Below are 25,509 nucleotides of genomic sequence, written 5' to 3'. Positions count from 1 at the left end.
GCAGCTGCGGGGCTTCCTACAATCGGCGGGTGACTGCTCAACGTATTCAAATCGACCTTCTTGAACTGTGGCCCCAGATCCAGATCTGGGCGCGTGAGTTGGGATTGTCCCAAATTGGCGTGACAGGCATTGATTTGACCTCGGCCGAGCCAGGCTTACAAGCTTGGCTGGCCGCCGGATTTCACGGCAGCATGGGCTATATGGCCAACCACGGCCTCAAGCGCGCCCGCCCGGCTGAGCTGGTGCCGGGCACGGTGAGCGTGATCACGGCCCGCATGGATTACCTGCCGCCAGGCACACCGCCCGACTGGGTGGCCCGCGAAACCGCCCGCAGTGTGCAGCCGGGCGAGGCGGTGGTGTCGATTTATGCCCGAGGGCGCGATTACCACAAGGTCCTGCGCAGCCGTTTGCAAAAACTGCAGGAGCGCGTTGCGCAAGCCATTGGGCCGTTTGGGCACCGCGTGTTCACCGACTCGGCCCCGGTTCTGGAGGCCGAACTGGCCACCCGCAGCGGCCTGGGCTGGCGCGGCAAGCACACCTTGGTCCTCTCGCGTGAGGCGGGATCGATGTTTTTTCTGGGCGAGTTGTTCGTGGACTTTGCGCTGCCCGAGACAGCTGCCGTGTCTGCCCATTGCGGCCAGTGCACAGCCTGCATGGACCTGTGCCCAACCCAGGCCATCGTCGGCCCCTACAAATTGGATGCGCGGCGTTGCATTTCTTATTTGACGATCGAGCATGCGGGGCCGATCGATGAAGCCCTGCGCCCCTTGATTGGCAACCGCATTTACGGTTGTGACGATTGCCAGCTGGCTTGTCCCTGGAACAAGTTTGCGCAAATCAGCCCCTTGCCGGACTGGCAGCCACGCGAAGGTTTGAGCGCTGGCCGCATCGCTCAGCTCATGGCATGGAGCGAGGAGGAGTTTTTGCGCCGCACCGAAGGCAGCGCCATCCGCCGAATCGGCCACGCCCGTTGGCTGCGCAACCTGGCGCTGGCAGCGGGCAACGCGCTGGCGTCGGCTGCGCTGGATGCCGCAGAGCGGGCCAGCTTGCAACAGGCCTTGTCCGCCCAGGCGACACACCCCGATCCGGTGGTGCAAGAACAGGTGCGGTGGTCGCAGTCAAAGTCGGGGCTGACGCAGCAACCCGTGAATGCCGCCCTGTAGGTCGGTAGCTTCAGCTCCGACATTGCTGGTGTTGGTGCAGATCCAAGTCGGGGCTGAAGCCGCCGACCTACAAATACCGCCCATGTCGGGGCTGAACCTTGCGTTTTGCATGGTCACTTGCACAACCCTCAACCCTCAACCCTCAACCATCAACGCCCAACGCCCAACGCCCAACGCCCAACGCCCAACGCTCAACGCAACACACCCAGCGCAAATGGCAGGCTCAGCATGCCCGACAGGGTGGACAGCGTGACCAAGCCTGCGACATAAGGTCCGTTGTAGCCCATGCGGGCCGCCAGCACGTAGCAAGTCGATGCCGTGGGCAAAGCCGAAAAGGCCAGCAAGACGGTGGTTTGGGTGGCGCCGAGGTGAAAAACATGCGACATGCCCAGCGCGATCAAGGGCAGCAGCAGGTGTTTGATGCTCAACAGGCTCAGGCCCAGCAACTTGCCCTGGCGCAGGGTGCCCAATTGCATGCCTGCACCCGCGGCCATCAGGCCCAGGGCTAGCGAGGCGGCGCCGATGCGACCAAAACTGGGGTCCAACCACTGCGGAATCCGAAAACCCAGCAAATTGCCGATCAGGCCGGAGCAGGTGGCGATGATCAGCGGGTTGCGCAGCAGTTCGCGCAGGAAGCTTGAATTGGCATGCCGGGCCATGGGCCAGACCGCAGCCACATTGAACAGCGGCACGCAAACGCCAATTAGCATCGAGATCATCAACAAGCCTTCTGGGCCCGCCAGCCGGTCGGCCAGTGCCAAGGCGATGAAGGAGTTGAAGCGAAATGCAACCTGCGCGCTGGCGGCATGGTCGCGCTGGTCCAGGCGTTTGCCCAACAGCGGCCAATAAGGCAGGCTGTACGACAGGGCAATGGCACACAGCCCCAAGCTCACCCCTGCGCCAATCAGGCTGGAGGCGGCGTTCAAGTCGATGGGGCTTTTCAAAATCGAATGAAACAGCAGCACCGGGAACAGGAAGAAATACACCAGGGTTTCGACCTGCTGCCACAGTGGACGGTTCAGTGCCGTGAAGCGGCAAATCAAATAGCCGCACAAGATCAGGGAGAAGTCGGGGAAAAGAAGTTGTGCAAAGTTCACGGCTTGAGGATAACCGCCCGCATGGACCGGGTGGCCTGCAGACTGTCACCTCGGCGCCCAACTCAGCTGGGTCTTGTTGAGTTCGTGGGTTTTCCCCTTGTCGATGGGCGAATTTATTGCCTATGATCGAATGATATTTTCGAGGAGTATTTGCATGAAGCGTCGTGATTGGATTTCTGTGGCCGCTTTGGCTGCATCGGCTGTGGCCAGTGGTTCTGTTTGGGCGCAGGCTTATCCCAATCGTGTGATCAAGTTGCAGGTGCCTTTTGCCCCGGGTGGCACGACCGACATCGTGGCCCGGGTCATTTCTGAGCCGCTGGGCAAAGCCCTGGGCCAATCGGTGGTGGTCGAGAACAAGGCGGGTGGTGGTGGTGTGGTCGGGGCCAACGAAACAGCCAAGTCCAGCCCTGATGGCTATTCGCTGGGGGTGGCCACCGTGTCCACCACGGCTGCCAACCCGGCCATCAACCCCAAGATTCCCTACAACCCGATCACTGATTTCACCCCCATTGTCAACATTGCGGCTACGCCCAATGTGATCGCGGTGCATCCGAGCTTTCCGGCCCATGACTACAAGGGCTTTGTGGCGGAACTGAAGAAAAATCCCGGTAAATATTCGTATTCCTCCTCCGGTACGGGTGGCATTGGCCACTTGCAGACCGAGCTGTGGAAGGGTTTGGCGGGGGTGTTCATCACCCACATTCCCTACCGTGGTGCAGGCCCTGCGCTCAACGACACCGTGGCCGGTCAGGTGCCGATTATTTTTGACAACATGCCTTCGGCCATGCCCTTCATCAGTACCGGCAAACTGATCCCCATTGTGGTGGCTGCCCCCCAGCGTTTGCCGCAATTGCCCAATGTGCCGACCTTCAAGGAAGTGGGGCTGGAGCCCGTGAACCGCATGGCCTACTACGGCATTTATGGTCCGAAGAATCTGCCCAAAGAGGTGGTTGACAAGGTCAATGCAGGGGTCAAAAAGGCCTTGCAAGACCCCGCCGTGGTCAAGCGCATCCATGACACCGGCTCCTTGGTGGTCGGGAATTCCCCCGAAGAATTCGCCGCCCAGATCAAGGCCGAATTCGAGGTCTATAAAAAGGTCGTGGACCAGCAAAAACTCAAGCTGGATTGATGCACGTCAGCAGCCAGTCGTCGATTGACCGCTTTGCCGATGCCCTGTGGCTGGAGGATGGACTGGCGGCCAACACCCTGGCCGCCTATCGGCGCGATCTGGCGCTCTTGGCCAGCTGGCTTTTTTTGAAGCACCAGCTGGCGCTGGATGACACGCAAGAACACCATCTGCAGGCCTATTTTGCAGACCGGCATGCACTGAGCAAAGCCACTTCGGCAAACCGGCGGCTGACGGTTTTCAAGCGCTATTTCCGCTGGGCACTGCGCGAACGGCTGGTGCAGCAGGATCCGACGCTGCGCATGCTGGCGGCCAAACAAGCTTTGCGTGTGCCTAAAACTTTGGGGGAAGCCCAGGTCGATGCCTTGCTGTGTGCCCCCGATGTGGCCACCGAGCTGGGCATGCGCGACCGCGCCATGCTGGAGCTGATGTACGCCAGTGGCTTGCGCGTGAGCGAGCTGGTGGGCCTGAAGACGCTGCACGTCTCGCTGAATGAGGGGGTGCTGCGCATCATGGGCAAAGGCAGCAAGGAGCGTCTGGTGCCGTTTGGCGAGGAGGCGCGTGAGCGCTTGCAGCGTTACATGGCACAAGCCCGACCGGCCTTGTTGGGGTCGCGGCAGACCGAAGACCTGTTCATCACCTCCAGCGGCCCCAAGCCTGGCACGGCCATGTCGCGCATCATGTTCTGGAACCTGGTCAAGCGTTACGCCATCCAGGCGGGCATCACCTCGCCGTTGTCACCGCACACCTTGCGCCACGCTTTTGCCACGCACTTGCTCAACCATGGGGCCGATTTGCGGGCAGTGCAAATGCTCTTGGGGCATGCTGACATCTCGACCACCACGATTTATACCCATGTGGCGCGTGAACGGCTCAAAAGCCTGCATGCGCAGCACCACCCGCGCGGCTAATGTGCCCCTTGTAGGCCTGCGGCTTCAGCCCCGACGCGTGTGCTTCTTGTAGGTCGGCGGCTTCAGCCCCGACACATGCCTGCGCCAAAGCCTGCATGTCGTGGCTGAAGCCGCCGACCTGTGGGCCGGGTTGTCAGCTCAGCGCCGCCAATTCCGCCTCTTCAAACCCCGCCAAGCGCCGTGCTTCCATGTTGAAGGGCGGGCGCAATTTCGGGGCGTCGTATTGCGCGATCAGCTCGGCATAGGTGCTGATCGGGTCGAGCCCCCGCTTGGCGCACAGGTAACGGTACCAGCGGTTGCCTGCGGCCACATGGCCGATTTCTTCTTCCAAAATGATGTCCAGAATCTTGCCCGCAGCATGGTCACCGGCACTGACCAGCTTGTTTTTGACACCCGGTGAGGCGTCCAGACCTCGGGCTTCCATGGTGCGGGGTACGATGCCGATGCGGGCCAGCAAGTCGCCACGGGTGCGCTCGGCCATGTCCCACAGGGTGTTGTGGGCCGCAAAGTCACCATAGTCGTAGCCCATGCCCACCAGGTGTGTGCGCAGCAGGCTGAAGTGCTTGGCTTCCTCTTGCGCAATGTGCACCCAGTCGGTGTAGAAGGCGTCGGGCATGCCCGCAAAACGCCAGACCACGTCGAGTGCCAGATCAATGGCGTTGAGTTCAATGTGGGCAATCGAGTGCACCAGCATGGCCCGACCTTCGGTGGTGGCCATTGATTTGGCTTTGAGCTGGGTGTGGGGTACCAGCTCAGGCCGGGCGGATCGGCCAGGGCCAGTATGGGGGGCTGGCAGGGCTTCATCTGCACCCACCGGCAGGCTCAAGTCCAGCGCCAAAGTGGCTTGTGCCTTGAGCACAGGATCGGTTTGTGCCCAAGGGGCCAGGGCGGCAGAGCGCAAAGAGTGCATGGTCAATCAAAATCAAGGGCCACAGCCCGGTTTGGGCTTGCCTACAATTGTAGGTTTTACAGACGAACGACTGGAGACACCCATGGCCCTTTACCAACTTGACTCGCACATCCCCGAAGTGGCCGACAGCGCCTGGGTGGCCGACTCGGCTCAGGTCATGGGATCAGTCAAGATTGCCGCAGATGCCAGCGTCTGGTTTGGCACCACGATCCGCGGTGACACGGAAACCATCGAAATTGGCGAGGGCAGCAACATCCAGGATGGCAGCGTGATGCACGCCGACCACGGCAAACCGATCAAGGTGGGCAAAAATGTGACCGTGGGCCACATGGTCATGCTGCACGGCTGCACCATTGGTGACGAGTCCTTGATTGGCATTGGCGCTGTGGTGCTCAATGGCGCCAAAATTGGCAAAAATTGCCTGGTGGGGGCCGGTTCTCTGGTCACCGAGGGCAAAGAGTTTCCTGATGGCTCCATGATCATGGGCAGTCCCGCCAAAGTGGTGCGCGAATTGAGCCCCGAGCAAATTGAAGGCTTGCGCCAAAGCGCCAGGCACTACACCGAAAACGCCCGCCGCTTCAAGGCAGGGTTGAAGAAAATCGGCTGAGATGTTTCTCGCCAGATTGCACCCATTCACCATTGAGGATCAGCCCCTAGTGGCTGTTGATTGAACTTTGTCCGAACTCCATAAATTCATTTTTGACGGTCTGCCCGTGCGCGGCATGCTGGTGCGCCTGACCGATGCCTGGCAAGACATTCTGGCGCGTCGCGCTGCCAACACCCAAACAGGTGCCTATCCCGCCCCGGTTCGCCAGTTGCTGGGAGAGATGGCCGCCGCCGGGGTGCTGATGCAAGGCAACATCAAGTTCAATGGCGCTTTGGTCTTGCAGATCTTTGGTGACGGCCCGGTCAAGCTGGGGGTGGTCGAGGTGCAGCCCGATTTCAGCTTGCGGGCCACATGCACCCAGGTGGGCGAAGTGGCCAGTGACGCCAGCCTGAGCCAGATGGTGAACGTGAACAATGAAGGGCGTTGCGCCATCACGCTCGACCCGCAAGACCGCTTGCCCGGCCAGCAGCCCTACCAGGGGGTGGTGCCGCTGTTTGGTGACCGGGGTGAAAAACTCGAGAACATCAGCGAAGTGCTGGAGCACTACATGCTCCAGTCCGAGCAACTGGACACCGTGCTGGTGTTGGCGGCCGATGACCAGGTTGCAGCGGGCTTGCTGATCCAGCGTTTGCCCATTGAAGGCGAGGGCAACCTGGCCGGACAAGTCGATTCCGTGGAGCGCGAAGCGGCTTTGGGACAGAGCGAGGATTTCAGTCGCATTGCCATTTTGACCAAGAGCCTCAAGCGCGAAGAGCTGTTGACGCTGGATTCAGAAACCATCTTGCACCGCTTGTATTGGGAAGAGCCTCTGGCCCGTTTTGAACCGCTCAAGGGTGAGTCCGGTCCCCGTTTTGCATGTCGCTGCAACCGCGAACGGGTGGGCAACATGATCCGTAGCCTGGGCACAGAAGAGGTTGAGGGCATCCTCGCCGAGCAAGGCCAGGTGGAAGTGGGTTGCGATTTTTGCGGCGCCGAGTACCGCTTCGACCCGGTCGACGCCGCAGGCCTGTTCACCGGCTTGCCAGCCGATGTGTCGGGCGGCTCGTTGCACTGAAAACGTCGGACTCTGCGAGTGCCGACCTGCGGACTGCCAGGCTTTGGTAGGTCGATGGTCAAAGACGCCGACATGGTGCCTGCGAAATGCAAGCCATGTTGGACACTTCGCGTGACCTGAATGTCAATGGGTACGGCGTTCCATCAGTCCAGTGAACAGCTTGTGTTCGCAATCGGGGTCACTGCATTCGTTGCACTGCCACACGGTGCGGCCCTGGTTGATGGCAAATTGAGCGTTTTCGCGGGTCATCCGGGCAGCATCGTCTTCGCCAGTCCAACCCAAGGCCAGCAAGGCGTTGTTCAGGCGCTGGTGGCCTTGCCCGTAAACCACGCGGTAAGCAATGCCCGCACGGTCAAGCGCCTGGCGCAAGAGCGTGTCCACCGGGCCGCCAAGTGGCATCCCATCGACCGCCCCAGGCAAGTCCAAGCCCATGAACAGGGTGTTGTCGTACATGGCTTGATGCGTCAGCGCCATCGGATACAGGCGCTCATCTGCCCACTGCATGTGCTGCTGCACCGCCGTCATGAGGGGCGTGCTGTCAGAAATCAACCAAGCTGTCTGGCTGCGCTTCGCTGCCTGAGTGAGCCTTTTGCTGAGTTGTTCATCGGCTTGCAGCGTTCGGCCTTCAACCTCGAATCCCGGTAGCGGGCATTCCTTCACCATCTGCACCCCATGGCCGCGCGACTGAAGCACTTTGGCCAGGCTGTGGGTCAGCCATGTTTTGCCGGTGCGCGGTGCACCCACGATGGCAATGCGCCTTGCACTCATGCGCAGGCTTGAGGCAGCGGTGTCTGCGACTTGACCCCATTCCCATGCCACTTGCGCAGCTTGTGCACATGGCCCGCACAAGTCCGCGCAAAAACTGCGTTCTCTGTGGGGGGCATCATTTGGCGATCTGGACGAAGATTTCGTTGGGTTTGACCATGCCCAGCTCATGGCGCGCCCGTTCTTCCACCATGTTCAGCCCCTCTTTGAGGTCATTGACCTCTGCGCTGAGCTGCTCGTTGGTGCGGCGGGTTTCTTCATTGGCCGCCTTTTGGCGCTTGACCTGGCGCTCCAGGTCTGCAGCGTTGGGCAAGCTGCCCCGTCCGAACCACAATTGGGCCTGGATGATTGTCAGCAAGACAACCAGCACGATCGGAACAAGGCGATTGCCCATCTGGCTTTAACGCAGGTTGTAGAAGGCCGAGCGGCCAGGGTACACGGCCACGTCGCCCAGGTCTTCTTCGATGCGCAGCAGCTGGTTGTACTTGGCCATGCGGTCCGAGCGGCTCATCGAACCGGTCTTGATTTGACCTGCGTTCAGACCCACGGCGATGTCGGCGATGGTGCTGTCTTCGGTCTCGCCTGAGCGGTGGCTGATGACGGCGGTGTAACCGGCACGCTTGGCCATTTCGATGGCTTCAAACGTTTCGGTCAGGGTGCCGATCTGGTTGATCTTGATCAGGATCGAATTGGCGATGCCCTTGTCGATGCCTTCTTTGAAGATCTTGGTGTTGGTCACGAACAGGTCGTCACCCACGATTTGCACGTTCTTGGCCAAGCGGTCGGTCAGCACTTTCCAGCCGTCCCAGTCGCCTTCGGCCATGCCGTCTTCGATGCTGATGATGGGGTACTTGTCGCACCAGGTGGCCAGCATGTCGGTCCACTGCTCGGACGTCAGGCTGATGCCGCCTTCGCCGGCCAACACGTACTTGCCGTCTTTGTAGAACTCGCTGGCGGCGCAATCCAGGCCGATGGCGATTTGTTCACCGGCGGTGTAGCCGGCAGCGGTGATGGCATCCAGCACCATCTGGATGGCCGCTTCGTGGCTGTCCACGTTGGGAGCAAAGCCGCCTTCGTCGCCCACGGCAATGCTCATGCCCTTGTCGTGGATGATTTTCTTGAGCGCGTGGAACACTTCAGCGCCCCAACGCACCGCTTCGCGGAACGAAGGTGCGCCCACGGGGATGATCATGAACTCTTGCAGGTCCAAGTTGTTGTTGGCGTGCGCGCCGCCGTTGATGACGTTCATCATGGGCACGGGCAACTGGTTGCCGTTCATGCCGCCAAAGTAGCGGTACAGCGGCAGGCCAGACTCTTCGGCCGCAGCGCGGGCCACGGCCATGGACACCGCCAGCATGGCGTTGGCACCCAGGCGGCTCTTGTTGTCGGTGCCGTCCAGGTCGATCAGGGTGCGGTCCAAAAAGGCCTGCTCGGAGGCGTCGAGCCCCAGCACGGCTTCAGAGATTTCGGTGTTGATGTGCTCCACAGCCTTGAGCACGCCTTTGCCCAAGTAACGGCTCTTGTCGCCGTCACGCAGCTCAATGGCTTCGCGGCTGCCGGTGGATGCGCCGGACGGCACAGCGGCGCGGCCCATGACGCCCGATTCCAGCAGCACGTCGCATTCGACGGTGGGGTTGCCACGGCTGTCGAGGATTTCACGGCCGACGATATCAACGATTGCACTCATTTTTGAACTCTCTCAATTTAAAAATAAAAGGGGTTAAAGACCTTCGACCACGACCATGCGCATGATGGCCGCACCGGCTCGGGCTTCGCGGGCTTTGAGGTATTCAGGCGTATCGTAAAACGCCTTGGCGGCTTCGAAGGTGGGGAATTTCAAAATCACAATGCGCTCAGGCGACCAGTCGCCTTCAAGCACTTGGACTTGGCCTCCGCGAACGCAGACCTCGGCGTTGTGCGCCTGCATGGCCGCCGACGACCACTTTTTGTACTCTTCGTACTGGGCCGGGTGGGTCACCTGGACGTTGGCGATGATATAGCCGCTCATGCGAAGTTGTCCTCGAGGAAGGGGTTCTTTTTGGTGACGGAATCGAGCTGCACCAGCGTCTCGAGCAGGGCCTTCATCTGGCCCAGCGGCACGGCGTTGGGGCCGTCGGACCAGGCCTCAGCGGGCTTGGGGTGGGTTTCCATGAAGAGGCCCGCCACGCCCACGGCCACGCCTGCGCGGGCCAGCACGGGCACCATCTCGCGTGCGCCGCCACTGCTGGTGCCTTGGCCGCCCGGCTTTTGCACCGAGTGGGTCACGTCAAACACCACGGGTGCGCCGGTCTTGCGCATTTCGGCCAGGCTCGTCATGTCGGCCACGAGGTTGTTGTAGCCAAAGCTCACACCGCGCTCGCAGGCCAAGAAGTTGTCTTCGGGCAAGCCGACTTCGCGTGCAGCGCTGCGGGCCTTGTCGATGACGTTTTTCATGTCCCAAGGCGCCAAAAATTGGCCCTTCTTGATGTTGACCGGCTTGCCCGACTGGGCCACGGCGCGGATGAAATCGGTCTGGCGGCACAAAAAGGCGGGGGTCTGCAGCACGTCGACCACGCTGGCCACGGTTTTGACCTGAGACTCGTCGTGCACATCGGTGAGGATGGGCACGCCGATCTGGCGGCGCACTTCGTCGAGGATCTTCAGACCAGCATCGATGCCCACGCCGCGTTGGGTGCTGCCAGACGAGCGGTTGGCCTTGTCGAACGAGCCTTTGTAGATGAGCGGAATGCCCAGCGCGGAGCAGGCCTCTTTGAGGCGACCGGCCACCTCGATGGACATCTCCAGGCCTTCGATGGAGCAGGTGCCCGCGATCAAAAAGAAGGGCTGGTGCAGGCCAACGTCAAATCCGCAAAGTTTCATGGAGGCTCCTGTAGGGGAAATCAGGCCTTGGCCTTGTGCTCAACCGCCGCCTTGACGAAGGCATTGAACAGCGGGTGGCCGTCCCAAGGCGTGGACTTGAATTCGGGGTGGAACTGCACGCCCACATACCAAGGGTGCACGGTTTGCGGCAGTTCCACGATTTCGGTCAGCTGCTCGCGCTGGGTCAACGCCGAAATCACCAGACCCGCTTTGCGCAAGTCATCAAGGTAGTTGACATTGGCCTCGTAGCGGTGGCGGTGGCGCTCGGTGACCACATCGCCGTAGATCTGGTGCGCCAGCGTGCCCTTGGCCACGTCGGAGCTTTGCGCACCCAGACGCATGGTGCCGCCGAGGTCAGAGTTTTCATCGCGCTTTTGGATCGAGCCGTCCGCGTCTTTCCACTCGTTGATCAAGGCGATCACGGGGAAGGGCGTTTCGGGCTCGAACTCGGTGCTGTTGGCATCTTTCATGCCGGCCACATGGCGCGCATATTCAATGGTGGCCACTTGCATGCCCAGGCAGATGCCCAGGTAAGGCACTTTGTGGGTACGGGCGTATTGGGCCGTTTCGATCTTGCCCTCGACGCCGCGCTTGCCAAAGCCACCGGGCACCAGCACGCCGTCAAAGTTGGCCAGGCTGGCCACGGTTTCGGGGGTGATGGTTTCGGAGTCGATGTGCTCGATTTTCACGCGCACATGGTTGCGCATGCCCGCGTGGCGCAGCGCTTCGTTGACCGATTTGTAGCTGTCCGACAGCTCGACGTATTTGCCGACCATGGCGATCGTGACTTCGCCCTGCGGGTGCTCGGTTTCGTGCACCAGGTCGTCCCAGCGCTTGAGGTTGGCGGGCGGGGTGTTCAGGCGCAGCTTGTCGCAGATCAGGCCGTCCAGGCCCTGTTCGTGCAGCACGCGGGGCACTTTGTAGATGGTGTCCACGTCGGGCATGGAGATCACGCCCCAGCCTTGCACGTTGGTGAAGAGCGAGATTTTGTCGCGTTCGTCGTCCGGGATGTACCGGTCGGCACGGCACAACAGCGCATCGGGCTGGATGCCGATTTCGCGCAGTTTTTGCACCGTGTGCTGGGTGGGCTTGGTCTTGAGCTCACCTGCGGTGGCAATCCAGGGCAAGTAAGTCAGGTGCACAAAGGCCGCGTTGTTGGGCCCCAGGCGCAGGCTGAGTTGGCGCACGGCTTCCAGAAAGGGCAGCGACTCGATGTCGCCCACGGTGCCGCCGATCTCGACGATGGCCACATCGACCGCCTCGGGCGTGCCATAGCCCGCACCGCGCTTGACGAAGTCCTGGATCTCGTTGGTGACATGGGGGATGACCTGCACGGTCTTGCCCAGGTAGTCGCCGCGGCGCTCTTTTTCGAGCACGCTTTTATAAATCTGGCCTGTGGTGAAGTTGTTGGCCTTCTTCATCCGGGTGTTGATGAAGCGCTCGTAGTGGCCCAAATCCAGGTCGGTTTCTGCGCCGTCGTCGGTCACAAACACCTCGCCGTGCTGGATGGGCGACATGGTGCCGGGGTCGACGTTGAGGTAGGGGTCGAGCTTGATGAGGGTGACAGAAAGGCCGCGCGATTCAAGGATGGCGGCGAGCGATGCGGAGGCGATTCCCTTGCCCAGGGAAGACACCACACCGCCGGTGACGAAGACGAATTTGGTCATGTCCAAGACGGGAACCATGGGCTCCCGGAAGGTGGAAATCGTGATTATAGACAGTCGGGTTTCGGGTTTTCCCTGTTCGGGGCCTGTTTGTGCGCTCAGTTGGGGTCTTCATTGCGCGCTCGCCCAAGCGCCTGAGGGGCCAAGTGAGCTTCTTCGTGCTGAGTGGCTCCTCGTAGGTCGTCCGCGTCAGCTCTGAACTTGTGTGCTTCGGCGCCCATCTTCGGGTTTGTTGCATGCTCTCTGCTACATTCCCCGCCATGAGCACATTGGCTGGAAAACACATCGTTCTGGGCTTGTCGGGCGGCATTGCGGCCTTCAAGTCGGCTGAACTCTGCCGCGCCTTGGTCAAGGCGGGCGTCACCGTGCAGGTCGTGATGACCGAGGCGGCCGAGCAATTCATGACGGCCGTGACCATGCAAGCACTGTCGGGCAGGCCCGTTTACACCTCGCAGTGGGACCCGCGTGAGGCGAACAACATGGCCCACATCAATTTGAGTCGTGACGCCGATGCCATCGTGGTGGCGCCTGCCAGTGCCGACTTCATGTCCAAGTTGTTGCATGGCGGTGCCGATGAATTGCTCAGTCTGATGTGCTTGGCCCGGCCGCTGGACAAAGTGCCGCTGATCGTGGCCCCGGCCATGAACCGCGAAATGTGGGCCAATCCCGCCACCCAGCGTAACGTCGCACAGCTCAAGGCCGATGGCATTCATGTGCTCGATGTGGGGCAGGGCTATCAGGCCTGTGGCGAAACCGGTGATGGTCGCATGCTCGAGGCCGAAGAAATTCTGGAAGACCTGGAGGCGTTTTTTGCGCCCAAAACCTTGGCCGGGCAGCATGTGCTGGTCACTGCGGGGCCAACTTATGAAGCCATTGACCCGGTGCGAGGCATCACCAATTTGTCGAGCGGCAAGATGGGCTTTGCCATTGCCCGCGCTGCCCGCATGGCCGGTGCCAAGGTGCAATTGATTGCCGGACCGGTGCATTTGTCCACGCCCCGAGGTGTTCAGCGTGTCGATGTGCGTTCTGCGCTTCAGATGCTCGATGCTGTGCAGCAGCAGGTGGGGGGGGCGGATGTGTTCATTTCAACCGCTGCCGTGGCCGATTGGCGCCCTGCGAATTCAGCCGATCAAAAAATCAAGAAAGACGGCTCGGGGCAAACGCCTCAGCTGAGTTTTGTTGAAAACCCGGACATCCTGGCCACGGTGGCGCAATCGCCTCGTGCCCAATCGGGTGAATTGTTTTGCGTGGGTTTTGCCGCCGAAAGCCATGATTTGCTGGCGCATGCCACGGCCAAACGCATCCGCAAGGGTGTGCCGCTTTTGGTGGGCAACATCGGCCCCGCCACCTTTGGTCAGGACGACAATGCCTTGCTGTTGGTAGACGAGGCCGGTGCGCGCGAATTGCCGCATGGCCCCAAGCAAGAGCTGGCGGTGCAACTGATTGCCGACGTCGCCAGCCGTTTAACCAAGCATGCGGGTTCGTTGGGCGTTCAGCGTTGAGTGTTGAGCGAGAAACCCCATTGCTGACGCTCAACGCCCAACGCCCAACGCCCAACGCCCAACGCCCAACGCCCAACGCCCAACGCCCAACGCCCAACGCTCAACGCCCAACCTCACATGAACATCGACCTCAAAATCATCGACCCCCGCATGGCCGAGCAACTGCCCGCCTATGCCACGACGGGCAGCGCTGGACTGGATTTGCGCGCCTGTTTGGATGCCCCCCTGACCTTGCAGCCCAATGCCTGGCAATTGGTGCCCACGGGCATTGCGGTGCATCTGAAAGACCCCGGTTACGCCGCCATGCTGCTGCCGCGCTCGGGTCTGGGGCACAAGCACGGCATTGTGCTGGGCAATTTGGTGGGCTTGATTGACAGCGATTATCAAGGCCAGCTCATGGTCAGCGCCTGGAACCGCAGCGATGTGGCTTTCACCATCGAGCCGATGGAGCGCATCGCGCAGATGGTGATCGTGCCCGTGGTGCAAGCCACTTTCAATGTGGTGAATGAGTTTGATGCGCCCAGCGAACGGGGCGAGGGCGGTTACGGCTCAACCGGCAAAAAATAAGCCGACAGTGTTTTTCCGAATACAGGCGTTGGTGGCTTTGGCGCAGGCCCATGTCGGGGCTGAAGCCACCGACCTACAAATACCTCTCCCGCAGGTCACTAGCTTCAGCTCCGACGCTGTGGGTTCAGGGTCGTGCCTATCTCGAGGCTGAAGTCGACAACTGACCGCAGGCAGGGTAACTTGCGAGAATCTCAATGCAAGCTTGGCCCGACGGGCATGCCTTCATCGCCCACTTCAATCTTGAAAAAGCCCGTGCCGCAGCTGCCGCTGCCGACTTCGGCCTCTGTAGGCACGCGCACGGATTCCACCTTCAAGCTCAAGCGCAGCGCAATGCCCGACAGCGGGTGATTGCCATCCAGCACCACATGCTCAGGATAGATTTCGGTCACGGTGTAGAGCACGTTGCGCGGCGCATCGGGGTGACAGCCTTCGGGCAAGGCGGTGCCTTCGATGGTCAGGCCTTCTTCCAGGCCGGCCGGGAACAGGGCGAGTGGTTCGAGAAACAGCAGCTGGTCATCGAAGTCGCCAAAGGCGTCTTCAGGCTCCAGGTGCAGCTCCACTTTGGCGCCTTTTTCATGGCCATGCAGGGCTTCTTCGATTTTGGGCAGCAAATCCTTGCCGCCAATGAAAAATTCAACGGGCTCTTCCAGTGTGTCCAGAATTTCGCCCAGCGTGTCTTTGAGTGTCCAGGTCAGTGCGACCACGGAAGGTGTCTTGATTTCCATAGGACAATTGTCGCAGTTTGGCGGCCGGTTTTGGCCGCTTGCGCTTTGAAGAGGCTGCTTCCTTGTGGTCTCAAAGGAATACACACATGAACACAGAACAACCCTTGGCCCTGTTGGGCGGCCTGACACCCAGCCAATTCATGAAACGCCATTGGCAGAAAAAGCCTTTGCTGGTGCGCAACGCCATTCCCGGTTTTGTGCCCTGTGTAGGGCGATCCGACTTGGTGGCCTTGGCGGCTGAAGAAGGCGTTGAATCCCGCCTGATCATCGACTCGGACAAAGGCTGGAAGATGAAGCACGGCCCATTGACCAAGCGCAGCTTGCCGCCTTTCAGTCAAAAAAAATGGACATTTTTGGTGCAGGGCGTGGACTTGCACCACGACGGCGTGCACGCACTGATGCAGCAGTTTCGTTTTGTGCCCGATGCTCGGCTGGATGATCTGATGATCAGCTACGCCACCGATGGCGGTGGGGTGGGTCCGCACTTTGACAGTTATGACGTGTTCCTGCTTCAGGCCCATGGTCAGCGCCGCTGGCGCATTGGACGCCAAAAAGACTTGAGTCTGCAACCGGGTGTGCCGCTGAAAATTTTGCAAAATTTCGAGGCTGAGGAAGAGTTTGTGCTCAACCCGGGTGACATGCTGTACCTGCCGCCCAAGTATGCGCACGATGGCATTGCCGAAGGCGAATGCATGACCTGGTCGATTGGCTTTCGCGCTCCACAAGAAGGGGAGTTGGCCCGTGAGTTGTTGCTGGGCTTGGCCGATGAAGCGTTTGAAGGGCTTGGCGATGCCCTGTACCGTGACCCAAAGCAGCCTGCTGTGAGCGAGCCTGCCGCCGTGCCAGCCGAGTTGGGTGATTTCGCCAGAAACGCCATTGCCAAGGCCCTGCAGGATGCGCATTTGATGGACAGCTTGCTGGGTGAGTATTTGACTGAGCCGAAGTCGAACGTCTGGTTTGACCCTGTGGACGATGAGCCAGACTTGTCGACAGGCGTTCAACTCGATCGGCGTACCAAGATGATGTATGACGATCGGCATCTGTTCATCAATGGTGAGAGCTTCAGGGTGGGGGGGCGGGACGCCCGATATTTGCGTCAATTGGCCAACGATCGCACGCTTTCAGGCAAGGCGGTGGCTGCATTGAGCGAGGCTGCACAAGAAGCTTTGCGTGATTGGATGTGTGCGGCCTGGATGAAAACCCTTTGAGTAATGACCCTATGAATACCGCTGACTGAAGGCTTGGAGTCAGTTTTCTATTTTTGTTTAGGGAAAACGCTATAATTTGAGGCTGAGTACAAAAGAGCTCGAGTGCTTTTGCCTCAGTCCAGACAATCTGTGAAGATTGTCTGACAATTTCCGGAAATTGTTTTTAACCCCCCCATTAAGGAAAATTATCATGAACAAATCCCTCGTTCTGGCCGTCGTGATCGCTGCTGCTGCTTTGGCCGCTTGTGGTAAAAAAGAAGAAGCCGCTGCTCCTGCTGCACCCGTGGCTGCTCCTGCTGCTGAAGCTTCGGCTCCTGCTGCTGACGCTTCTGCAGCCGCTCCCGCTGCTGACGCTTCTGCTGCTAAGTAATTGGCCAGAGCTGTCCCGGCGCGAGTCGGGCACGCATGAAAAAACCCCGCATTGCGGGGTTTTTTTATGGGACGTCAGGCCTCAAGGGCCTGACCGCATTAACGCAATTCATTGGCGATGAGCTTCAGAATTGTTGTCGCATTGGCGGTGCTTTCTGCTTGTCCATCGGCGTTCAGAACCCGGATTTGGCAATTGCCGTTGCCCTGATCAGTCAGGGCAATGCGATAGCGCGACAGGGCTGATACTTCCTTGGTACTGCTGAACAGACGGGCAAAGAAGCCGGGCTCCTTGTCAGCCGAGCCTGGGGCCACGTAGCGAACAAAATAAATGCCTTTGCTGCGATCGCGGTCTTCAACGGTGAAACCGCTGCGATCCAAAGCCACGCCCGTGCGGCGCCATGCACGGTCCAGGGTGTCGTTCAGTGAAATGGCGGGTTGACCATTGACGTTGGTGACTTCGGTGCCTTTGACTGTCGTAACGGTCAGCGTTTCGGCTTTGGCCTTTTCAGGGGAAGCCCCCAACTTGACCATCAAACGCCGCAGAAATTCAATTTCCAGCTCTGGATCTGTGGCGCGTGGCATCCAGACGGTCTGGGTTTTTTGGCCGTCCGCATAGTTTTCGATCATGCCGCGGTGCGTGATGTAAATCTCGACCTCACCTTTCGAATTGCGTTCAATGCGGGTTCGGAATTTATCGCGCTCACCGGTTGAATACAAGGAGTCCAGCACTTTGCCCAGTGTTTTGCGAATGAAGTCCTGCGGCAGTTTGGCGCGGTTTTCAGCCCATTCGGTTTCCATGATGCCCACATCGGGGGAATCGGTCACCAAGCTGAAACCATTGCTGGTCCAGAATTCGCGCAAAGGCTCCCAGAGTTTGTCAGCAGAGCGTGAAACCACCAGCCAACGCTGGTTGCCCTGGCGTTCCATGCGCACATCGCCCAGGGTATTCGCTGCTGTGCCTGAATCGGTCACTTTGCCTGCAGCACTTTGGAAGCCCGACGCTGTGGCCGATGTGCTTTCCAGCGCATAGCGTGATTCCTTGCGCAGTTGTGTCAGGTCGGGCGGAATCTCCAGGGTCGGGGCTTTGGCAGCGCTTTTGTAATTGATCTTGTCTTCTTCGAGAACAGAGCAGGCACTGAGCAAAATCGCCAGGCCCAACACCGTCAAAGTGCGTGGCGTAGGCAATTGCGAGGCAGTGCGATGGGTTGAAAATTTCACAGGCATCCTTGGGTGGAAATCAAATCAGGCCGCTGGCCTTGAGCGCGGCTTCGACCACGGGGTGTTGAGATTCAGACAATTCGGTCATGGGCAAACGCAAAGTAGGGCCGCACAGCCCCATGCGGTTCATGGCCCATTTCACGGGGATAGGGTTGGCCTCGACGAACAGGTTTTTGTGCATCGGCATCAACTGGAACTGAATGCGCATGGCTTCTTGGATGTCGCCACGGATGGCGGCCATGCACAACTCGTGCATCAGGCGTGGGGCCACGTTGGCGGTCACGCTCACGTTGCCCGCGCCGCCGCACAGCATCAAGGCCACGGCTGTCGGGTCATCTCCCGAATACACCGCAAATTCTTTGGGCAGATCGCGGATCAGCCACTGGGCGCGTTCGATGTTGCCTGTGGCTTCCTTGATGCCGACAATTCCAGGCACCTGGGCCAGACGCAACACGGTGTCGTGCTGCAAATCGGCCACGGAGCGACCGGGGACGTTGTACAAAATCACGGGCAGATCCGGAGTGGCTTCGGCAATGGCGCGAAAGTGCTGGTACTGGCCTTCTTGTGTGGGTTTGTTGTAGTAGGGCACCACCTGCAACTGGCAGTCGGCGCCGACCTTTTTGGCGAACTTGGCCAATTCGATGGCTTCTGCCGTGGAGTTGGCACCGCAGCCGGCCATGATCGGCACGCGGCCTGCAGCTTGTTCGACCGAGACGCGAATGATTTCGCAATGCTCATCCACGGTGACGGTGGGCGACTCGCCCGTGGTGCCGACCACACCAATGCAGTCGGTGCCTTCGGCAACATGCCAGTCGATGAGTTTTCGCAAGGTGGGGTAATCCACTTTGCCGTCTTCCAGCATGGGAGTGATCAGGGCAGGAATACTGCCTTTGATGGGGCGAAATTCGGAGGTCATGTCAGGGTTTTCTGAACGAAAAAAGACATTCTAACGATTGCAGCCTGATTTTTTTGAGGGCAACACACGAGCTTGTCACCGGAAGTGACAAGTTCTCACGCGCCAAAATCAGACAGGACGCAAATCAAAGCGCTTGGGCAAGACTTCAGCGGTCTGGCGAACAGACACGATGCGCTGCACAAAGCGATCCGGGGGTGTTTCAAAACCATCTTCATAAGCCACGGTGCGCAAACCGGCGGTGACGTGCAGCAACTCGCCCGTTTGCAGCAAAAAATCGGGCCGGGAGGGTTTGCCCACGCTCTCGTTGCCTGCGGCAAAAGTTTCGTAAATCAGCACGCCCCCTTCGGCCACGCTGCGGATGATGTCAGGCCATAACGGGCGCCACAGGTAATGGGTCACGATGACTGCATCAAAAGTCTGACCTGCAAAAGGCCAGGGGCCATTTTCAATGTCTGCCAAAACAGTGTCGCCGCAGTCACCAACCAGCGCCAAGGCTTCCGGGTTGCGATCCACGCCCGTGACGTGGTGCCCTTGCTCAGCGAGCCAGCGCATGTGTCGGCCAGCGCCGCAGGCCACATCCAGCACCCGGCTGCCGGGGTGGATGAGGTGAGTCCACCTCTGGACCCAGGCAGAAGGATTTTCGGTACCGTGCATGGAGAACCACTCAAAAACAGGCCCAAAGCTGATCCGACAACTGGATCAACATTTCTGGGCGTTGGTAAAGAAACACCACGCCCGCTGACACCATTGCCAACAGGCTCCAGGCCAAGGCATGTCGCCAGAGCCTGTGGCGCCAATTAAAGCGAGTGAAATGTCCTGGCATGGCGCTCATCAAGTCGCCTGAGGTTTCAGTCGGGCAATGGGGCTTTCGCGCACGGGCAAATTCACCAGTGCGGCAAACACGCCCAAGACGATGGCCAGATACCAGACGATGTCGTAACTGCCCGTCTTGTCGTACAGATAGCCGCCCAGCCACACGCCCATGAATGAGCCGATCTGGTGGCTGAAAAAGATGAATCCACTGAGCATGGACAAATGAGAGACGCCAAAAATTTGGGCCACAGCGGCATTGGTGGGGGGCACCGTGGACAACCACAGCAAGCCCATCACTGCAGAAAACAGGTACACACTTGCAGGTGTGAGTGGCGCCAGCAAGAACAGCACAATGGCCACCGAGCGCATGAAATAGATCGCAGCCAGGATCTTCTTTTTGGCCATTTTTTGACCCAGCGTTCCCGCCGCATAAGTGCCAAACACGTTGAACAAGCCGATCAAGGCCAAGGCGTAACTGGCCACCTGAGGGGGCAGACCGTGGTCTTTGAGATAACTGGGCATGTGCACGCCAATGAACACCACTTGAAAGCCGCACACAAAGTAACCGGCCATCAGCAGCTGAAAACTGGGGTATTTGAAAGCTTCCTTCAGTGCTTGGCCAATGGTTTGTTCACGTTTGGCTTGGCCGGGTGCATGCAAAGCGGGCTCACGCAGACCCCACGCCAGAGGGATGATGAGCGCCGTGGCAGCGGCCAAAATCATCAAAGCGTTTTGCCAGCCTGCGTGGCTGATCAACAGACCTTCGACGGGCACCATCAAAAATTGCCCAAAACTGCCCGCCGCTGCGGCGATGCCCATGGCCCAAGAGCGGCGCTCGGCAGGCACATTGCGCCCGATCACCCCATAAATCACGGCGTAAGTCGTTCCGGCCTGCGCAGTTCCAATGACCACCCCGGAGAACAAGGCAAAAAGCCAAGGCGTGTTGGCTGAAGCCATGCCCACCAGACCCAAGGCATAAAGCAATGCACCTGCAGTGATCACCCGAAAGGCGCCAAACCGATCGGCCAGCATGCCCGCAAAAATGCCCATGAAGCCCCAGGACAAGTTTTGAATGGCCATGGCCATGGCAAATTCCTGCCGTCCCCAGCCCTGAGCCTGTGTGATCGGCTGCAGCCACAGGCCAAAGCCGTGACGGATGCCCATGGAAAGCGTGACGATGGCGGCGCCGCAAGCCAGCACCTGGAATAAGGAAAGGGGTTTGTGTTGCATCCTTGGACTTTAACCAATCTCAGACGCGCTCGTGACCACTTGAAAGAAGACAGCTCGCAGGACCTGGGCGTCCCAAGTTATGAAACAGCTGTCCAGCTGCAAAAGATGTCGGACTCTTCGAGTGCCGACCTACCAGAAGCCCCTGCCTGGATGCAGGGTTTTTACAGTTCGGCACTCGAAGAGTCCGACATGAGGCATTTTTTTCCCAGCTCTGCCAGTTCATTGGCACTGTTTTTGTATCCAGTATTCCGCGCAAAATCCCACTACAATCCGCCACCATGGCTACCCAATCAACTGTCAAAACCTCGAACGAGTACTCCGAAGGCTCGATCCGCGTCCTCAAGGGCCTGGAGCCCGTCAAGCAACGCCCGGGCATGTACACCCGCACCGACAACCCCCTGCACATCATCCAGGAAGTGCTTGACAACGCCGCCGACGAAGCGCTGGCGGGTTACGGCAAAAAGATCAAAGTGGTTCTGCATGCCGACGGCTCGGTGAGCATCGAAGACGATGGCCGGGGCATTCCATTTGGCATGCACCCCGAAGAAAACGCCCCGGTGATCGAGCTGGTGTTCACCCGCCTGCACGCGGGCGGCAAGTTCGACAAGGGCAAGGGCGGGGCCTACAGCTTCTCGGGCGGTTTGCACGGCGTGGGCGTTTCGGTGACCAATGCGCTTTCCAAGCGCCTCGAAGCCACCAGCTACCGTGAAGGCAAAGTGGCCACCTTGGTGTTCTCCGGCGGCGACGTGACCGAGCCGCTGGTGGCCCGCGCCTCAGCTGACGGCGACCGCAAGCAAGGCACCACGGTGCGTGCCTGGCCCGACGCCAAATATTTTGAATCCAGCAACCTGCCCATGAACGAGCTGACGCACCTGCTGCGCAGCAAGGCGGTGCTGATGCCCGGCGTGACGGTGACTTTGGTGAATGAGAAAACCAAAGAAACCCAGCAGTGGCAATACAAAGCCGGTCTGCGCGACTACCTGACGCAAACCCTGAATGGCGACCCGGTCATCCCCTTGTTTGAAGGCGAAGGCTTTGCCGACGGTAACAACGACAGCTTTGCCGAAGGCGAGGGCGCTTCGTGGGCCGTGGCCTTCACCGAAGACGGTGCGCCGGTGCGCGAGAGCTACGTCAACCTGATCCCCACCAGCGCAGGCGGCACACACGACAGCGGCTTGCGCGACGGCCTGTTCACCGCCGTTAAAAGCTTCATTGAACTGCATGGCTTGCTGCCCAAAGGCGTCAAGCTCATGCCCGAAGACGTGTTCGCCCGCGCCAGCTATGTGTTGAGCGCCAAGGTGCTCGACCCGCAGTTTCAGGGCCAGATCAAGGAACGCCTGAACTCACGCGATGCGGTGCGTCTGGTGTCCAGCTTTGTGCGCCCGGCGCTGGAGCTGTGGCTCAACGAGCATGTGGACTACGGCAAAAAGCTGGCCGAGCTGGCCATCAAGGCCGCGCAAACCCGCCAAAAGGCCGGTCAAAAGGTGGAAAAGCGCAAGAGCTCCGGCGTGGCCGTGCTGCCCGGCAAGTTGACCGATTGCGAGAGCAAAGACATCCTGCACAACGAGGTGTTTTTGGTAGAGGGTGACTCGGCCGGCGGCAGCGCCAAAATGGGCCGCAACAAAGAGTGCCAAGCCATCTTGCCCCTGCGCGGCAAGGTGCTCAACACCTGGGAAGTGGACCGCGACCGCTTGTTTGCCAACAACGAAATCCACGACATTTCGGTGGCCATTGGTGTCGACCCACACGGACCGAATGACTCGCCTGACATGAGCAACCTGCGCTACGGCAAGGTGTGCATCTTGAGCGACGCGGACGTGGACGGATCGCACATTCAGGTGTTGCTGCTGACCTTGTTCTTCCGCCATTTCCCCAAGTTGATCGAAGCCGGGCATTTGTATGTGGCGAGGCCGCCGCTGTTTCGTGTCGATGCGCCTGCACGCGGGAAAAAGCCTGCATCTAAAGCCTATGCGCTGGACGACGGCGAACTGACGGCCATCATCGACAAACTGCGCAAAGACGGCGTGAAAGAAGGCGGCTGGAGCATCAGCCGCTTCAAGGGCTTGGGCGAGATGAGCGCCGAGCAGCTGTGGGACACCACGCTCAACCCCGACACCCGCCGCCTCTTGCCCATCGAGCTGGGCCCGCTGGACAACGCCGGCACCGAAAGCCTGATGACCCAACTCATGGGCAAAGGCGAAGCCGCCGCCCGGCGTGAGTTGATGGAACTGCACGGCGACAGCATCGAAATCGATGTGTGATGGGCGCACTGGTTCTGTTGTGCCAGTTTTGTCACGCCGCTACTTATCAAGATGCACAAGGCAGGCGGTTCTGTGAAGTGATAGGGCGCTGAATCCATGAAGACACTGCTCAAAAAAATTCAAAACAACGCGCTGGACCTGGCCAGCAAAGACCGTGTGACCACACCCACGGCGTTGAACTTATTGGCATCGGTGGGGTGCAGTGTGCTTGTGTTGGCGTGGGCCTACTGGGTGGGCCATGTCGGGCTAGGCATTTGGGAGGGGCATTCGTTTTTCTACAAAGGTCACGAATACACCGCAGATCAAGCGCCTTTGAGGGCTTGGCTGATGTTGGTGGGCAGCGTGGCTCTGTCGGCGTTTTCTGTCTGGGCTGCGCTGCAATATGCACTGGAAGCTTGGTGGCGTGTGCGCCGCTGGCATGGGGCTCCCGCATGGCCGCTGGGCAGCACCTGCCTTTTATCGTCACGCCCTGTGCTCGATGCGGTGCGACAGCCACTCGGTTGATTTGAACTGCACACGGGTTTTTCCGCTGCCCGGCATCTTGCGCTTGAGTCGTTCGCTTGCAACGAAATGCTGCTCTATCACGGCCACAAACGCCAGTGGCTCAGGTTCTTCGATCCGCAAAATCCAGTCAAGGTTTGGCGCTGGGGCGCTCGTGTTGTGCTGCGGCCCGATGACGGCCAGATGGACCTCGTGCCCGCCGTACGCAAATGCCCAGTAGCGGGTGTTGGTTCCCGAACATGAAACAGGCGTCAATCCCATGTCGGTCCTCAACCAGTTCAAAAGACCATTTTCAAAACGCTCCGCCGAAGATGCGTCTAAGTTGGAGCTTTGAAAGGCCGAGCCGTGGCCTGTATGGCTGAAGGTGGTCACCTCAGTTGGCGACAACTTGGGGGTAGACGGCATCGGCATGCCCGGTGTGCTGCTGGCATGACCCGTGAATAGCTTGCGGAGTTGTTTGAACATATTGACAGTCAATTTTTGATTATTTTGTACGTGTTATTCTGGCTGATAGTTTTCTTTTTTACCTATGACTTCAGCCAGTAACTTGTCGCCAGCGCCCAACCCAGTCACCAGCGTGATGACCGTGGCCCAATTTCAAGTGCTGGCTAATTTGGGGCGTTGGTCCGATGTTTTGGCCCATGGCGCGGCTTGGTTAGCGCGTGGCGACGAGCCCGTGGCCTTTGCATTGGTGTTGCAGGCGCATTACATGCAAGACACGCTGGCCACGCCCGCGGCGCAAAGCGCCTTGCAGCGTGCGCGTCAAATCTGGCCGGGCGATGAGCGCTGGCCCTTTTTTGCAGCGCACCAAGCGCTGGCTTTGGGTTTGCTGGCGCAGGCCGAACGCGAAGCGCGGGCAGGTTTGGCCCTGCGACCCGATGCCGCGCATTTGCACACCTGTTTGGCCCAAGTGCTGGCCGCTGGCCAAAACTGGGCCAACGCCGCCCATGCGCTGGATGTGGCCATCGGCCTTGAGCCCGACGAGGCCAATTACCATGCCGAGCGCGCCCGCATGGCCCACAACCTGCAACAGCGCCAAGTCGCCTTAAAGCATGTGCACGAAGCCCTGCGGCTCGCGCCGGGCCATGCGCACGCATTGGCCTTGCTCGCCCTGATGCAAAGTCCCACCCAAAGCCTGACCCGTTGGGGGCGGTCCCGCCAACTGCTGGGCCAGGCCTTGCGGGTCAGCCCCACACAAACCGAATGGCAAAAACAGTGGCGCGACCTTGGCTGGCGCTGGTGGCTCGATGTGGCCTTGGCTGTGCTGGGTTGTGTGCTGACGCTCTCGTGCCAAAGCTGGGCTTGGGTGCAGCTGGTGGCGTCAGAAGGCATCCCCGTCTGGTGGCCGCAAGCGGTGTTGGTGTTCAACGCGGTGCTGGCGTTTTCGTGGCTGGGGCGGGTGCAGCGCACCGCCTTGCTGTGGCTTTTTCTGTATGCCCAGGCCCTGTGCTGGAATGCTGAGGCACCCACCAGTGTGCCCATGCGCATGCTGCAAAGCGGCCCCATTGCGCTGTGGGATTGGGCAACGCTGGCCTATCTGGTCGGTTCTTTGGTCGTGGCCTTCATCGGCGTGGCCGGTTTGGGCCTGTTGCGGGTGGCGGGCACCGAGCCTTTGCGCTTGGCTTGGGTCTTTGGCCGAGAGGGGTTCCAAGCGCACCGCGAAGGCCGTGCGCGAGTTTGGTTGGGCGATGTCTGCAGCCGCCCCGCCACGCACTTCAATGCGCTGGTGGGCTTGTTGGCGCTGGCTGTCAGTGGCCCGTGGATAGTGCTGGCCATGGTCACCTTCTGGTGGATTTTTGCCGTACCTCTGGGCGTGTGGCTGCTGGCGCTTTGGCGCTTGCCCAAGGGGCAGCGGCCCAACGGCTATTTGACGATTTGGCTGCTGGGCATGGTGCCCGCTTTGGGCACGTTCATCTGGGCCAGCGGCCTTCAGCTTGATGTTGGCCATGGTGCTGGTGGTTTGCAGTGGCTCTGGGCCTTGGGCCTGGCCCTGTACGCCATGCTGCAAGCCAACAACCTGCGGCAGGCGTGAAACCCTGTTCA

26 protein-coding genes are annotated in these 25,509 nt (G+C 59.8%); 12 read left to right on the top strand and 14 right to left on the bottom strand.

The window, feature by feature from the left end:
* Nucleotides 1-77 precede the first annotated feature (77 nt).
* Entirely contained in the window at nucleotides 78-1,163 is a 1,086-nt protein-coding gene (gene queG, locus B9Z51_RS09165; RefSeq protein WP_108374903.1) for a tRNA epoxyqueuosine(34) reductase QueG, read from the top strand.
* A 191-nt stretch (nucleotides 1,164-1,354) separates the two neighbouring features.
* Here queG and B9Z51_RS09155 read toward each other — a convergent pair whose 3' ends face one another.
* Complete coding sequence (locus B9Z51_RS09155) at nucleotides 1,355-2,260, bottom strand: AEC family transporter (RefSeq protein ID WP_108373862.1); 906 nt, start codon at nucleotides 2,258-2,260, stop codon at nucleotides 1,355-1,357.
* 154 nt (nucleotides 2,261-2,414) lie between these two features.
* Between B9Z51_RS09155 and B9Z51_RS09150 the strand changes: the two genes are divergently transcribed.
* The gene (locus B9Z51_RS09150) at nucleotides 2,415-3,389 is read left to right on the top strand and encodes a tripartite tricarboxylate transporter substrate binding protein BugE (protein WP_108373860.1); all 975 of its coding nucleotides are present in this window, start codon (nucleotides 2,415-2,417) and stop codon (nucleotides 3,387-3,389) included.
* A complete protein-coding gene (gene xerD, locus B9Z51_RS09145; protein ID WP_108373858.1) occupies nucleotides 3,389-4,297 on the top strand; it encodes a site-specific tyrosine recombinase XerD in 909 nt (302 codons plus the stop codon). Before B9Z51_RS09150 ends, xerD begins: the two co-directional genes overlap by 1 nt.
* 133 nt (nucleotides 4,298-4,430) lie before the next feature.
* On the opposite strand, the gene B9Z51_RS09140 is transcribed toward xerD, so the two are convergent.
* Nucleotides 4,431-5,207 (bottom strand): ferritin-like domain-containing protein, encoded by a 777-nt coding sequence (locus B9Z51_RS09140; RefSeq protein ID WP_108373856.1) that lies wholly within the window; start codon nucleotides 5,205-5,207, stop codon nucleotides 4,431-4,433.
* An 82-nt stretch (nucleotides 5,208-5,289) separates the two neighbouring features.
* On the opposite strand from B9Z51_RS09140, the gene B9Z51_RS09135 reads away from it, so the two are divergent.
* Nucleotides 5,290-5,814, top strand: a complete 525-nt coding sequence (locus B9Z51_RS09135; protein ID WP_108373854.1) for a gamma carbonic anhydrase family protein — start codon at nucleotides 5,290-5,292, stop codon at nucleotides 5,812-5,814.
* A gap of 67 nt (nucleotides 5,815-5,881) precedes the next feature.
* Nucleotides 5,882-6,868 (top strand): Hsp33 family molecular chaperone HslO, encoded by a 987-nt coding sequence (locus B9Z51_RS09130; RefSeq protein ID WP_108373852.1) that lies wholly within the window; start codon nucleotides 5,882-5,884, stop codon nucleotides 6,866-6,868.
* Nucleotides 6,869-6,991: 123 nt separating this feature from the next.
* Here the strand turns inward: B9Z51_RS09130 and B9Z51_RS09125 are convergent, their stop codons facing one another.
* The 6 genes from B9Z51_RS09125 to B9Z51_RS09100 form a co-directional block, all read right to left on the bottom strand.
* Nucleotides 6,992-7,636 (bottom strand): ATPase, encoded by a 645-nt coding sequence (locus tag B9Z51_RS09125; RefSeq protein WP_146187737.1) that lies wholly within the window; start codon nucleotides 7,634-7,636, stop codon nucleotides 6,992-6,994.
* A 115-nt stretch (nucleotides 7,637-7,751) separates the two neighbouring features.
* Complete coding sequence (gene ftsB, locus B9Z51_RS09120) at nucleotides 7,752-8,027, bottom strand: cell division protein FtsB (RefSeq protein WP_108373848.1); 276 nt, start codon at nucleotides 8,025-8,027, stop codon at nucleotides 7,752-7,754.
* A 6-nt stretch (nucleotides 8,028-8,033) separates the two neighbouring features.
* The gene (eno, locus tag B9Z51_RS09115) at nucleotides 8,034-9,320 is read right to left on the bottom strand and encodes a phosphopyruvate hydratase (protein WP_108373846.1); all 1,287 of its coding nucleotides are present in this window, start codon (nucleotides 9,318-9,320) and stop codon (nucleotides 8,034-8,036) included.
* Between the two features lie 33 nt (nucleotides 9,321-9,353).
* A complete protein-coding gene (locus tag B9Z51_RS09110) occupies nucleotides 9,354-9,641 on the bottom strand; it encodes a DUF1330 domain-containing protein (RefSeq protein ID WP_108373844.1) in 288 nt (95 codons plus the stop codon).
* Complete coding sequence (kdsA, locus tag B9Z51_RS09105) at nucleotides 9,638-10,492, bottom strand: 3-deoxy-8-phosphooctulonate synthase (protein WP_108373842.1); 855 nt, start codon at nucleotides 10,490-10,492, stop codon at nucleotides 9,638-9,640. Before kdsA ends, B9Z51_RS09110 begins: the two co-directional genes overlap by 4 nt.
* 20 nt (nucleotides 10,493-10,512) lie before the next feature.
* The gene (locus B9Z51_RS09100; protein ID WP_108374901.1) at nucleotides 10,513-12,159 is read right to left on the bottom strand and encodes a CTP synthase; all 1,647 of its coding nucleotides are present in this window, start codon (nucleotides 12,157-12,159) and stop codon (nucleotides 10,513-10,515) included.
* Between the two features lie 257 nt (nucleotides 12,160-12,416).
* On the opposite strand from B9Z51_RS09100, the gene coaBC reads away from it, so the two are divergent.
* On the top strand, nucleotides 12,417-13,658 hold the full coding sequence (gene coaBC / locus B9Z51_RS09095) for a bifunctional phosphopantothenoylcysteine decarboxylase/phosphopantothenate--cysteine ligase CoaBC (protein WP_108373840.1): 1,242 nt from the start codon (nucleotides 12,417-12,419) through the stop codon (nucleotides 13,656-13,658).
* 117 nt (nucleotides 13,659-13,775) lie between these two features.
* Nucleotides 13,776-14,225, top strand: coding sequence for a dUTP diphosphatase (gene dut / locus B9Z51_RS09090; RefSeq protein WP_108373838.1), 450 nt, complete (start codon nucleotides 13,776-13,778; stop codon nucleotides 14,223-14,225).
* A gap of 191 nt (nucleotides 14,226-14,416) precedes the next feature.
* On the opposite strand, the gene B9Z51_RS09085 is transcribed toward dut, so the two are convergent.
* Nucleotides 14,417-14,950 carry a peptidylprolyl isomerase gene (locus B9Z51_RS09085; RefSeq protein WP_108373836.1) on the bottom strand — a complete coding sequence of 178 codons (534 nt, stop codon included), beginning with the start codon at nucleotides 14,948-14,950 and terminating at the stop codon, nucleotides 14,417-14,419.
* Between the two features lie 86 nt (nucleotides 14,951-15,036).
* On the opposite strand from B9Z51_RS09085, the gene B9Z51_RS09080 reads away from it, so the two are divergent.
* Both B9Z51_RS09080 and B9Z51_RS09075 read left to right on the top strand, forming a co-directional pair.
* A complete protein-coding gene (locus B9Z51_RS09080; protein WP_108374899.1) occupies nucleotides 15,037-16,158 on the top strand; it encodes a cupin domain-containing protein in 1,122 nt (373 codons plus the stop codon).
* Between the two features lie 190 nt (nucleotides 16,159-16,348).
* Nucleotides 16,349-16,528: a hypothetical protein gene (locus tag B9Z51_RS09075; protein WP_108373834.1), complete on the top strand. Its 180-nt coding sequence runs from the start codon at nucleotides 16,349-16,351 to the stop codon at nucleotides 16,526-16,528.
* Between the two features lie 98 nt (nucleotides 16,529-16,626).
* On the opposite strand, the gene bamC is transcribed toward B9Z51_RS09075, so the two are convergent.
* From bamC to B9Z51_RS09055, 4 genes are all read right to left on the bottom strand, one after another.
* Entirely contained in the window at nucleotides 16,627-17,751 is a 1,125-nt protein-coding gene (gene bamC / locus B9Z51_RS09070) for an outer membrane protein assembly factor BamC (protein ID WP_108373832.1), read from the bottom strand.
* 13 nt (nucleotides 17,752-17,764) lie between these two features.
* A complete protein-coding gene (gene dapA, locus B9Z51_RS09065; RefSeq protein WP_108373830.1) occupies nucleotides 17,765-18,661 on the bottom strand; it encodes a 4-hydroxy-tetrahydrodipicolinate synthase in 897 nt (298 codons plus the stop codon).
* 108 nt (nucleotides 18,662-18,769) lie between these two features.
* On the bottom strand, nucleotides 18,770-19,315 hold the full coding sequence (locus B9Z51_RS09060) for a bifunctional 2-polyprenyl-6-hydroxyphenol methylase/3-demethylubiquinol 3-O-methyltransferase UbiG (protein WP_108373828.1): 546 nt from the start codon (nucleotides 19,313-19,315) through the stop codon (nucleotides 18,770-18,772).
* A gap of 177 nt (nucleotides 19,316-19,492) precedes the next feature.
* A complete protein-coding gene (locus B9Z51_RS09055) occupies nucleotides 19,493-20,704 on the bottom strand; it encodes an MFS transporter (protein ID WP_108373826.1) in 1,212 nt (403 codons plus the stop codon).
* A gap of 278 nt (nucleotides 20,705-20,982) precedes the next feature.
* Between B9Z51_RS09055 and B9Z51_RS09050 the strand changes: the two genes are divergently transcribed.
* Both B9Z51_RS09050 and B9Z51_RS09045 read left to right on the top strand, forming a co-directional pair.
* On the top strand, nucleotides 20,983-22,965 hold the full coding sequence (locus B9Z51_RS09050; protein WP_108373824.1) for a DNA topoisomerase IV subunit B: 1,983 nt from the start codon (nucleotides 20,983-20,985) through the stop codon (nucleotides 22,963-22,965).
* A 96-nt stretch (nucleotides 22,966-23,061) separates the two neighbouring features.
* On the top strand, nucleotides 23,062-23,469 hold the full coding sequence (locus B9Z51_RS09045) for a hypothetical protein (RefSeq protein ID WP_108373822.1): 408 nt from the start codon (nucleotides 23,062-23,064) through the stop codon (nucleotides 23,467-23,469).
* On the opposite strand, the gene B9Z51_RS09040 is transcribed toward B9Z51_RS09045, so the two are convergent.
* The gene (locus B9Z51_RS09040; protein WP_108373820.1) at nucleotides 23,428-23,931 is read right to left on the bottom strand and encodes a hypothetical protein; all 504 of its coding nucleotides are present in this window, start codon (nucleotides 23,929-23,931) and stop codon (nucleotides 23,428-23,430) included. The two genes, B9Z51_RS09045 and B9Z51_RS09040, sit on opposite strands and share 42 nt — an antisense overlap.
* Nucleotides 23,932-23,995: 64 nt before the next feature.
* On the opposite strand from B9Z51_RS09040, the gene B9Z51_RS09035 reads away from it, so the two are divergent.
* Nucleotides 23,996-25,498, top strand: coding sequence for a tetratricopeptide repeat protein (locus tag B9Z51_RS09035; protein ID WP_108373818.1), 1,503 nt, complete (start codon nucleotides 23,996-23,998; stop codon nucleotides 25,496-25,498).
* The last annotated feature ends 11 nt before the right edge of the window (nucleotides 25,499-25,509 follow it).

This window comes from Limnohabitans sp. T6-5 (genome assembly GCF_003063315.1).
Lineage (GTDB): Bacteria > Pseudomonadota > Gammaproteobacteria > Burkholderiales > Burkholderiaceae_C > Limnohabitans_A.
Note: the sequence above shows the minus strand (reverse complement) of the source record. Positions and strands in the feature narration are given on the sequence as shown.